This window comes from Microcoleus sp. D2_18a_D3 (assembly GCF_036702455.1).
Taxonomy (GTDB): Bacteria; Cyanobacteriota; Cyanobacteriia; order Cyanobacteriales; family Microcoleaceae; genus Microcoleus.
The window spans coordinates 95,116-105,859 of the sequence record NZ_JAUBTK010000016.1; the positions used below are offsets into that span (position 1 = coordinate 95,116).

The window sequence follows — 10,744 nt, forward strand, 5'->3', positions numbered from 1 at the left end:
AGTTATTTAAACTTAATTGATCAAGTTTAAACAAATTTTGGGTTATAAAAAAATCAACTTTTGGTAATAGATAAATTGCCCCGGGCGGGGCTCTTAATTGGAAATTAGTAGTTAGGAACCCGATCGCCCTTCAGTTCTCAGTTCGATCGCTCAATTCCTATATTCCACTAATTTACCGCAACCCAAGAGCCTATTACCACAGATGCCCGACTACTGCTAGTTCCCGATTCCCAGACGGCCAGCCAAAGCCGGAGTCAAAGGCAACAGGGCAGCAATCATCAAGAACAAAGCTAGCAAACCCAAAGCCGCGCGAGCGTCGTCAGGCTCAGTCAGCTCGTTGAGGCTCGGCCGCTCCAGATTCCGCTGTAAAATCAGAATCACGATCGCCCAATACAGAGCCAAAGGATTAACTAAAGAAACGATGGCCAGCACCACAAAAGTCGCCAAAGTAGTGCGGCTGGCTATTTTCCGACCGTAGATGGCTTGCACGATTCTACCCCCGTCCAACTGTCCCGCCGGCATCAAATTAATCGCCGTTATTACCAAGCCCAACCAACCGATAACTACCAGCGGGTGAACGTCAACAATCTGCTGCTGCAACGCCGAACCCAAAACCACTTTTGCCAAAGTTCCCACCAAAACCGATCCCTTGAAAAATTCTGCGGGAATTTGAAACAAACTGCCGGGGTGAGACAGCAGCAAACCCGTTACCAGCATTAGCACAGAAACTATTCCCCCAGCCGCTGACCCGGCAAAAGCGATGTCAAACAAAACTTTACGGTTGGGCAGCAGCGACTCAAAACGGTCGATCGCGCCAAAACAACCTATCTGCAAAGTTGGTATAAAAAACGGCCAACTCAAGCCAACCTTGTACCGATTTGCCAGCACTCGGCGAGCAATTTCCCCAGAGCCTAAAACCGCCCAAATTCCCGCTGCAATTGGCAGAACTTCTAGATATCTAGCCGGCGAGTTAAAGAAATCGAAACCTAGCAGCAAACCGCCTGTCTCTAAGCTAGTAGCAATTGTTGCCAGCAGCAGCACGACTGCTAGGATTTTTTGAGACACGGTTGTTGGCTGCGGGTCGTTGGTGCTGGGCAAGATAATAACTACGGGCTTGTCGTCCTGATTTTCTACTAAAAATAGGCGGTAGCGATCGTTTAATCTTTCTTCCAAACTTGCCGTCAAACGTGAGTGTACTTGTTCTGGGTCTCCTCGGAGATTGCCTTTCAAGATTACCCCATCTTGATAGGGAATCGTTTCTGTGGCAAAGAAAGTATCAATTCCAAAGATGCCTTTAATTGCCTTGAGGTCTTCCACTGGAACGGGAATAATTTGTAATTCATTATTCGCTGGCGACGAGGTGACGATCTTAATGGTTTCTGGGCCTGGTGGTCGCTGCGACTCAGGGGTCGAGAAAGCATCGCTTTGGGACTTTACCTCAGCAGCATCCGGCCTCGGCAGCACTGTATCAGATGCAGCCTTACGCAATTGCCGGCCCAGATAAATGTACAATCCCGTGGATGCCACTAGCAGCAACAATACCGCCACTAGATTGAGGTAAATTCCGGCGGCGAACAAACCAAAGAACAGCAGCCAGGGACTCATCAGCGCAACAGACTGCAACCAAGCCAAAATTCCCAGTTTGCCAAAAGGTCTGGCGCGATAAAATCCCCAACCCAGAATTCCCAGAGCAACCAATACGAGCGCAATTGTTGCCGTATTTTCCGATGCAACTATAGGCATTCCGGTTGCTTGCGCCAATAGGGGCTTTAATTGGTCGATCGCGCTGCGGTCGAGTAATAGCATTAAATTTTGGGGAACATGAAATAGAGTTGTTGGGAACATATCCAAACCTGTCGGAAACTAGCCTGATTACTAAGGATAACCTCTGAGGGCTACTCGGCCCACAACCTGCTGTTGCTGTTTGAACATCGCAGGAGCTAGGCTATTGACACAATAGACTTTTTATGATACCACATCGGCTGTGGCAAACCTATACTCAGAAGGGTAGCAGTGTCTACCGACAGGATGCCGGGATACCACCTGACCCAGATAGGCAGTGTTGTGCGTTTGTTGTGCAATTGTCTTGCACAACAAATGCACAACAAATGCACAACAAACAAGGTTTGAGCCGCTCTCTACTTTTCGGTAAAGAACGGCTCAAAGCATTGATGTTATTAGGTTTTATCTACGGGTACGGCAGGACTTGAACCTGCGGCTCGCTGCTTAGAAGGCAGCTACTCTATCCAACTGAGTTACGCACCCAACTCAAAAATCGCTAACAAGATTATTGTATCGGTGCAGTGTGCGATCGAGCAAGTAAATTATTTGATACTCCCCACTGATGAATCAGGGGGATTCTTGAATAAGACCACAAAGGGACTTTCAAAGGCGTTATGAATGCGCCTCTACCCACTCAGCATGGACGAATCCAAGCTTTGCGTATACTTTTGGCTTTTTTCGGCTTTCGGAGTCCATCACTTATGCCAGATAGGTACGCTCCACATTTTGATATTTTTTGTCAGTTAAGTAGGCTTCCTGCTCAAATGCAGTAGTGGCGTACTGTGCCGGAATCTCACCGAAACTAAAATGCTTCAACACGTAGATGGTTATTCTTAATCGCTGCACTTATCATATCATTGCGACTCAAGTTGCGATCATTCCACGGCGACGGTCGTCGCAGCCGCTTTCCTCCCCATGTCGGTAGCCCGGTGCTTCTCGCTCGTTTTTTGGTGAACTCGGGTAAAGTATTTAGAGGTCGAGTTGAAACCCCAATATTTGGTCGATCGGATATCTCCCCAAATTAAGACGGAACTCAGACAGCACAAGAGTCACAGGTGCTTTTTCCCAGATGTCTATTGGTTATGTTAACATCCCCTAGTGGCAAAGCCTAAAACGCTGACCGCATTACCGCAAAACCAGAGATCGTCTCCTGATTTGAGGTATGAGTTGAGCCAGAATGACTAATTTGCTGATATTGAGTTATGTTGGCTAACATTCTGCTCGACTTGATATTTGATAAAAATGTGGTAGAACTAGGATTGAAAGACTCAGGTGAAAATCCCTGATGGTACGGAGCCTCTATATAAGCTTCCTCTACGGCATCAAAGCAAAACAGTCAATCGCCTGCTCGGCACGAGCGCGAAAATCAAGCGTTGCCAGTACAGCAGTCCTAAATTGTGCGCGGGGGATTTTCCTTCGTGCATTGATTTATACGCCAAGGCTGAGAGACAATCTCAGCTTAGATAATTGTTAACATTTGTTAGCAAAAAAGTATCGGAACGCTTGAGGAGAGAACCATCTCTGGGTGATCGGGAGCAATCCTGCTAATTTAAGTGGACTCGCTGAATCAAGAATCCCTTCGCCTTTAGGCATCGGGAGTGTCAAAAGCACAGCACCTCGGCCATGACAGGAGTCAAATCGCAGTGTCATGTTTATTCTGAAACGGCAGGATGTTGAAATAACCAATTTTCAACACCCAAAACGGGATCAACAAATTCCCATTCTCAATTATCAGGGGCAGACTTTTCGCCTGATCAGCGCCTTCAACGGCAAGCAAGCAGAAGACGCCAGAGCCTTGTGGCGGGACTTAACCGACAACCGAGGCAAAGCCTGTGTTCTGCTAGAAGAGCCGGATAGATATAGCGTCTGGGGAAAAGTCCGTTTAGATCAGCTTGCCGGTGAAGAACCGGCAGGGAATGAAGCAGCCAAAGCACCACTGTTCGCGCAGGCTTGTCTGCTGCTCCTCCAAGCTGTTTACTTCGATGTAGAAGACCTCTTAGGCGCAAGGCAAGCCACATCGTTTCAGAAAGATATCGCCAAGGTATTTCAGCAGGGAAACTTCCCCCAGGCAGACTCCCCTGATGCGATAAAAAACTGGCTAACCGTTAGTCCCTTGCAAAATCACAAGGTGCCTCCTTGGCAAGAGCAGCATCTCAAGACCTTATTGCAAGAACTCCACCGCTTGGGCAAATCATATTTTGGCAATACGGACTTCGCGGAGGGAGTGAGCGATGTGCTGCAAGATATGCCAGCACCGGATCGGACTCAGTTTCTAGATTGGCTGAAACAATCAGCCCTCAACAAGTTGTGGATCGCAGGATAGAAAATCTGTGACAATTGCTCAGACAATTGGGTCGAGATAATGGAGCTTAGATAATTGCACTGTAGGGGGTACGCGATATACAGGTTGGATTGCCAACTTGTATTGACCAACCAAATTGTTGATTCGGTTTGGATGCCACCTATGGTCTGGCAATTTAACTAAGTTTCGATCGCATTCCCCGCCTAGAATCATTGATATGAGTAGGGAAATGGGAAAGCAAAAAAACAGATACCTCAACCTTTGAGGGTATAATTTCAGAGATAGATTTGGTACTGTAAAAACCTTAAGGGTGGAGACATCTACCGTATGTCTATCATTATATTTCGGGGTACAAGATCGACTAACAACTAATTTATTGAATTAGTAAATAGATATTATTCTTGCTTAGTCTTTCTATAGTGTACGAGGGCAAAAGCCCCGACGACACACTGAGGACGCCAGTTATCCCGGAAGCGTCAGATCGAGGTTTTTTAAGGTTTTTGGCGAAAGAATCCTCATCTCCAATCAAAGATTGAGATGGGGTGCGTTCAACCGCTAGTTAGGTCTCGTGGAATCCCTATGAGTAGCACTTCAGAAAAGTCATCTACATCTTCATCTTTACTGTCAGCTCAGACCCTAGTGATTGTGGGCATTGTCTGGGCTGTCATGGCGCTGCTGTTCTTTTTGCTGTTCAGCGTCCCCCTCTCAGCAGAAGAGGGTTTACCTCTGTGGTACTCGATCGGCACTTATATTTTTGAATGCGGGGCCTACCTGGGAGCTGCATTAGTTTGTTTTAGAAACTGGCAAAGCCCGCACATGGTCAGCGGGCGCAACGTCTGGCTGGGCATTGGTCTGGGGATGCTGTTCTATTTTATCGGCGGTGTGCTATTTGGCATTTGGGAACTGTATTTCGAGGCCGACCCGGACGTGTCCCCCGCAGATGCCTTTTATCTGGGCAGCTATGTGGTACTGATTGGGGGCATGGTGATCGCTGTGACTTCCAAACGGCTGAATCTAGAAATTTGGCAGTGGGCTTTGTTAGCGGGAATTGCAGCCTTCGGGATTGCTGTAGCTATCTGGGTTGCTGCACCTGAGTCTTGGAGGCTACAGCTAGGAATGTCTCCAGCAGCCACCCAGGAAGTAGTGACAGGCTCTGCGCCAGCGCCTGCGGCAAAAGGGCCTGGTTTAGAAAATTCCTCCAACTCAAAGGTAACAGGAACAGCCGCGACTGCTGCTAAATCCGCACCCGAAGAAGAAGAAGAAGAAGAAGCAGCAGCAGAACCAAGTAAAACTCCCACATGGGTAATAGCACTTGACAAGCAACTGTCGCCTTACGCCTATGCAATCAATTTGTTTTACATCGTCGGGGACGTTTTTCTGCTGATTATTGCTACTGCATTGCTGCTGGCGTTTTGGGGAGGACGTTTTTCCCAATCTTGGAGAATGATTGCGGCGGCAACTTTTTCGCTTTACATCGCAGATATGTACTTTAAATGGCGCGATACTCAGGCTGAGGGTACTTATCAAAGCGGCAGTTTGCTGGAAGTCTTTTTTGTTTTCAGTGCCATACTGTTTGGGATTGGAGCTATCTTGGAACATGACATCTCAACCCGTTCTCGCCAGAGCAGGCGCAGTCGTCGCGCAGCGTAGCGATTTGAGATTAGGGTTGCTTGGGCAAGCGATGGGGACGCGAAAGCTTCTTTGCCCTTGTCGGCATCTCTGAGCTTGAAATCGAAGATGAAAAATCACAGTTCGCTGACTGCTAGCCTGCGTCTTTTCACCAAAGAACTGGGCGGAGCGTAGCGGAGGGCTCAAGCCCCGTCCTTGTAGGACGGCTTTAATTCTCTTCGATTTTTATCGTTTGTATCAATAGTACATGGTATAATATGGTATAATAAAGTAATTCAAACAACAGAAAACAATGAAAGCAAGGTATCAGTACAGAATCTATCCGACAGCTCAACAAAAGCAGAGCTTAGCTCAGTTGTTTGGTTGTGTTCGGGTTGTCTGGAATGATGCCTTAGCTCTCTGCAAGCAGTCTGAAAAAAAGCCTAAATCCGCAGAGCTTCAGAAAATAGTAATTACTCAGGCAAAAAAGACTGAAGAAAGAGCTTGGTTGGAGGATGTGTCATGTGTTCCCTTGCAGCAGTCTGTGGCCGATTTAGAAATCGCTTTCAAGAACTTTTTCGACTCCTGTAAAGGAAAGAGAAAAGGACGTAAAGTTGGACATCCTAAGTTCAAAAAAAGAACGAGCCGCCAATCGGCAAGACTTACCCGTCGTGGCTTCTCAATGAAGGAGAACGGAGGTGTCTACTTAGCTAAGATTGGGATTGTCAATCCGATTTGGTCAATAGAATTGCCGTCGGCACCTAGTTCTGTCACGGTAATCAAGGACTGTGCCAACGGTTATTTCTTGAGTTTTGTCGTAGAGATTCAACCAATTCAAGTCGAAGCTAAGAATCCAAGCATCGGAATTGATTTAGGGATAAAAACTTTTGCAGTAATGAGCAATGATGAAAAAGTCGAAAGCCCAGGCTACAAAGAGCTAGACCGGAAAGTTCGCAAACTACAAAGCAAATTAGCTCGTCAACCAAAGGATTCTAGGAGAAGGAATGTAACTCGCATCAAAATTGCCAAGTTGCATAATCAAATCACCGATACTCGCAAAGACTTCCTGCACAAACTATCTGCCAAAATAGTCAACGAAAACCAAGTGATTATTTTGGAAGATTTAAATGTGTCGGGCCTGGTCAAGAATCGGAAACTTTCGAGAGCGATTAGCCAGCAAGGATGGAGAGAATTCAGGACTCTTTGTGAAGCCAAGTCTGAAAAGTTTGGCAGAGAGTTCAAAGTAATTAGTCGATGGGAACCTACTAGCCAAGTTTGTTCAGACTGTGGCTTCAAGTGGGGTAAAATCGATTTGTCTATTCGCTCAGTGCTTTGTTTGAATTGTGGCACTGAGCAAGATAGAGACGAAAATGCTGCTAAAAATATAGAAAAAGTCGGGATAGGGAATTGCCACGACTCTAAATGGACGCAGAGGGATTGTCAGACTACCTCGGTAGCAGAACCCAATGAAGCGTCAAGAATCACTGCGGCTTTAGCCCGGTGAGTATTTCAAGTCTTTTTGCTGGAAAACTTGGCATGACGCCTACAAAACTCTCCGATTCAGACAAACGCGAACTCATCAGGCTGTACCGACAGTCAAACGAGAATACTATCACTCTGGCAAAGCGCTACGGAGTGAGCAGTTCGACTGTGAGGCGCATCCTTCAGGGTGCTTTGTCGGAGCCGGAATACGAATTTCTAGTCCAGCAAAAACAAAAGCGTTTGTCCGATCGCAGCAGTGTTTCTGAAGCGACAGAGGCGACTACTGAGCCGTCGGCAGATGGCGAAATCGATCCTGTAGGTGTCCCCCTGTCGGAGTCAGTCCCAGTCCAGCAGTCAGCCTCAAATTCGAGACCGACGATCCGAAAGCGTTCTGGATCAGTCCCTGAACCAGTTGCAGAACTCAAAACTCGAGGGAATGTAGAGTCGGATTGGGATATTTCTGATGTGCCAGATGCCCAAGCACCCAATCTTGCCGATCGGAGCCACCGCGCTGTTGTGACTGGTGAACTAAAGGCAATGCTGCCAGCAGAAGGGCTGCTGGCAGGTGAAGACTTTAGGGATTTCGAGGACGACGACGAGGATGATGAGGATGATGAGGATGATGAAGACGATTTAGATGACGACTTCGACGAAGATGTAGAGGATGAAGACTCTCTGTTTGAAAGCAGTCTCCTGGGTTCACTATCGTCGGGCGAGTTGATCGAGCTTCGGGGTACAGGACTAATTCAAGTTTTGCCTTTAAGCGAAGCATCTCTGCCCAAAATTTGTTACTTGGTGGTCGATCGGGCGGCAGAGTTAATCACCAGACCTCTAAAAGCTTTTGGCGAACTGGGTCAAATTCCGGCGGCGGAAATTCGCGAGAAAACTCTGGCAGTGTTTGACAATCACCGAGTGGCCCGCCGGTTTGCTACTCGCAATCAAAGGGTTTTCAAGATTCCTGACAGCAGTATGCTGCAAAAAGCAGCACCTTATTTGCGAGCAAAGGGAATTACTCGGCTGCTGATTGACGGCCAGGTATATTCCCTTTAATGGCTCAAATCTATTTAATATTGTACGGTGTCGGATTCTTCTGGATTTGCCGGAAATTTAGGACGCGAGTTTTGGGAATCTGAAAGGTTCCACAGCGGTTGCAGTAGCGCACCTCCGATCAGTCCTGCACTCAGGCTCATTGCCAATACTACTCCTACGGGCATTTGTATCGATTGAAAAAAGATAAAGTTTAAGGATACTGGGGCGGCGTTCTGCACTGAGATAATGCCGATCGCGCTTACTAAAATTGCTACTAAAAAACTAATGGCGAGCAGAGGAATTGTTTTCATAAACCGGTTGACAGGCTAGTAATTTAACTTGTATAGTTTTTTTTATAATTGAAATACGTGTAAAAAAAATTTTATTTTTGCCACCCTCCTATTATATAATAGTCTACAATACGATTAGGGGAAAAGTCAAGTAGATGCGGAAAAATAGAGGATTTTTTTAATTAATTAAAAATTTAACAAACATAAACAAATTGACACTTCCCCAACTTAAACAAATCCAAGTGTATTGCAAATATATAACTGACCCAGCAGTTATCAAAAATACGTAAGGTGCGCTTGGCGCACCTCACAATCCCAAACGCTAGGGGAAAAACCCCCGTTGGAATAGGTAGAAAGTTAAACAGGTTCTAACTGAGAAATTACCTTTTCCATGTGTTCGGCAACTTGGCTTTCTTTTTCCACAGAATTGGTTTCCATGTAAACGCGCATCAAGGGTTCGGTTCCCGAAGGCCGCAGCAGTACCCAGCCACCGTCTTCAAGATAAAGTTTAATTCCGTCTTTGCGGCCGATTTCCTTAACGCCGATACCTGCTATTTCTGTGGGGGGATTCTTGGTAAAAGATTCCAAAACGGCTGCTTTGTGGGCTTCTTCGAGGTGCAAGTCCAAACGTTTGTTGTACAGGGGGCCGTTGGCTTCTTTAATGGCTTCTTCGACTAGCTGAGAAAGCGGTTTGCCTTCATAGGCGATCGCCTCGGCAACTAGCATATCAGCCAAAATCCCGTCTTTTTCAGGAATGTGACCCAAAACGCTCAAACCGCCAGATTCTTCGCCACCGATGAGCACCGCAGTTTCCCGCATTTTTTCGCCGATGTATTTAAAACCGACGGCGGTTTCGTAGATTGTTAAACCGTACTTGGCGGCCAAATTGTCCAGCAAGTGGGTAGTTGCGACTGTACGGACGATCGCCCCAGTCAATCCTTTATTCTTAACCAAGTGACGCGCCAGCAGCAACAGTACAGTATTTGGAGTCAAGACATTTCCCAACTCGTCAACAATACCAAAGCGATCGCTGTCGCCATCGGTAGCTAAACCCAAATCCGCCGAATCCTTCTTAACAGCTTCCACCAACTCAACTAACTGTTCCCCCTTGGGTTCGGGCATTCCGCCACCAAACAGCACGTCGCGGTAGGTGTGAAAACTTTCGACTTCGCAGCCGCAGTGTTCCAAAACCCCATCGAGATAGCCGCGAGAAGTCGAGTAGAGAGCGTCGTACTTCACCTTCAACTTAGCAGAGCGAATCCGCTCCACATCGATCAAAGTATAAAGAAACTTCAGATATTCGGGTTTCGGGTCAAAACTGGAGATTTTATCGTTGTGGCTGCCTTTGGCTGGGGCATCAGAAGCACCAGCAATATTTGCCACAATGGTATCAGTAATTTCCGGGGTGGCCGGGCCCGCGTAGTCGGGGATGTATTTGATGCCGCAGTAAGGTGCGGGATTGTGCGAAGCCGTGAACATCAGGGCTCCTGCGGAGTTGAGATGCTTGGCGCTGTAGGCGATGACTGGTGTGGGGCAATCTCGATCGACCACTTTCACCGTCCATCCCAAATCTGCCAATACTTCCGCCGAGGTGCGGGCGAACTCGTCTGCCAGAAAGCGGGTATCGTAGGAGACTAGAACTGGGCGGTCTTTGGTGTAAGCGGTTTCTAGGTAACTGGCGATCGCACGGGTGACTTTTCGCACGTTGGCAAAAGTAAAGTCATGGGCAATCAGTCCCCGCCACCCATCGGTTCCGAACTTAATTTCTGTTGAATTGCTGCTAGCGCTCATTTTATCCACTTCCTCTCGTCCTACTAATCCTACCCGAAGGCATAGCCTTAAAGACATACCGGCCGTGCTGTTTGTGAGGATCGATCGCCCGTGGGGCCCGCATCAGCCTAATCCTATCGTTGTAGGGACAGGCTTGGGCCTCCGGCAGAGGACTCGAACAAGTCAGAGTGGGCAAAATGTGGGAGGGATGGGGCTAGTCAGTCGCTAATTCTGGTTTTGAAGGGTAGGTAGCCGATCGAAGGGACGACGATCAATTGCGGGCGATTCGCTACGGGATAGCTTCGCTTCACGGCGCAGCTAAAAAACCGATCGCAAAAAACGGCCCTGGCAATAGCCTTAACGAAATGCACATAAATCTCATCCTAATCTTAAATTTAATTTTTTATAGGACTTACGCATTGACAAAATAACCAAATAGTGCATTGATAAAGAGGGAACGTCTACTAACGGGTATCAGACA

The 10,744-nt window shown here is 47.2% G+C and carries 7 protein-coding genes and 1 tRNA gene; 4 read left to right on the forward strand and 4 right to left on the reverse strand.

What is annotated here, in order from left to right; all coding sequences use genetic code 11:
- Positions 1 to 216 precede the first annotated feature (216 nt).
- Positions 217 to 1,743: a site-2 protease family protein gene (locus tag QUB06_RS10395; protein ID WP_445251373.1), complete on the reverse strand. Its 1,527-nt coding sequence runs from the start codon at positions 1,741 to 1,743 to the stop codon at positions 217 to 219.
- Between the two features lie 448 nt (positions 1,744 to 2,191).
- Positions 2,192 to 2,265, reverse strand: a tRNA-Arg gene (locus tag QUB06_RS10400).
- A 1,165-nt stretch (positions 2,266 to 3,430) separates the two neighbouring features.
- Here QUB06_RS10400 and QUB06_RS10405 point away from each other — a divergent pair.
- The 4 genes from QUB06_RS10405 to QUB06_RS10420 all read left to right on the forward strand — a co-directional run bounded on the left by QUB06_RS10405 (position 3,431) and on the right by QUB06_RS10420 (position 8,224).
- Positions 3,431 to 4,105: an Npun_F0813 family protein gene (locus QUB06_RS10405; RefSeq protein ID WP_333055855.1), complete on the forward strand. Its 675-nt coding sequence runs from the start codon at positions 3,431 to 3,433 to the stop codon at positions 4,103 to 4,105.
- A gap of 558 nt (positions 4,106 to 4,663) precedes the next feature.
- Positions 4,664 to 5,734, forward strand: a complete 1,071-nt coding sequence (locus QUB06_RS10410) for a hypothetical protein (RefSeq protein WP_333435222.1) — start codon at positions 4,664 to 4,666, stop codon at positions 5,732 to 5,734.
- Between the two features lie 271 nt (positions 5,735 to 6,005).
- Positions 6,006 to 7,196 (forward strand): RNA-guided endonuclease TnpB family protein, encoded by a 1,191-nt coding sequence (locus QUB06_RS10415; RefSeq protein ID WP_333435223.1) that lies wholly within the window; start codon positions 6,006 to 6,008, stop codon positions 7,194 to 7,196.
- A 32-nt stretch (positions 7,197 to 7,228) separates the two neighbouring features.
- Complete coding sequence (locus tag QUB06_RS10420) at positions 7,229 to 8,224, forward strand: hypothetical protein (protein ID WP_333435224.1); 996 nt, start codon at positions 7,229 to 7,231, stop codon at positions 8,222 to 8,224.
- 14 nt (positions 8,225 to 8,238) lie between these two features.
- On the opposite strand, the gene QUB06_RS10425 is transcribed toward QUB06_RS10420, so the two are convergent.
- Positions 8,239 to 8,514 carry a LapA family protein gene (locus QUB06_RS10425; protein WP_333202540.1) on the reverse strand — a complete coding sequence of 92 codons (276 nt, stop codon included), beginning with the start codon at positions 8,512 to 8,514 and terminating at the stop codon, positions 8,239 to 8,241.
- 336 nt (positions 8,515 to 8,850) lie between these two features.
- Entirely contained in the window at positions 8,851 to 10,341 is a 1,491-nt protein-coding gene (locus tag QUB06_RS10430) for a phosphoglucomutase/phosphomannomutase family protein (protein ID WP_445251371.1), read from the reverse strand.
- Between the last annotated feature and the right edge of the window lie 403 nt (positions 10,342 to 10,744).

Coding starts and splice junctions, on each gene's coding strand:
- QUB06_RS10395 (WP_445251373.1), bottom strand. CDS start 1,743: ATGCCTATAGTTGCATCGGAAAATACGGCAACAATTGCGCTCGTATTG.
- QUB06_RS10405 (WP_333055855.1), top strand. CDS start 3,431: ATGTTTATTCTGAAACGGCAGGATGTTGAAATAACCAATTTTCAACAC.
- QUB06_RS10410 (WP_333435222.1), top strand. CDS start 4,664: ATGAGTAGCACTTCAGAAAAGTCATCTACATCTTCATCTTTACTGTCA.
- QUB06_RS10415 (WP_333435223.1), top strand. CDS start 6,006: ATGAAAGCAAGGTATCAGTACAGAATCTATCCGACAGCTCAACAAAAG.
- QUB06_RS10420 (WP_333435224.1), top strand. CDS start 7,229: ATGACGCCTACAAAACTCTCCGATTCAGACAAACGCGAACTCATCAGG.
- QUB06_RS10425 (WP_333202540.1), bottom strand. CDS start 8,514: ATGAAAACAATTCCTCTGCTCGCCATTAGTTTTTTAGTAGCAATTTTA.
- QUB06_RS10430 (WP_445251371.1), bottom strand. CDS start 10,341: ATGTCTTTAAGGCTATGCCTTCGGGTAGGATTAGTAGGACGAGAGGAA.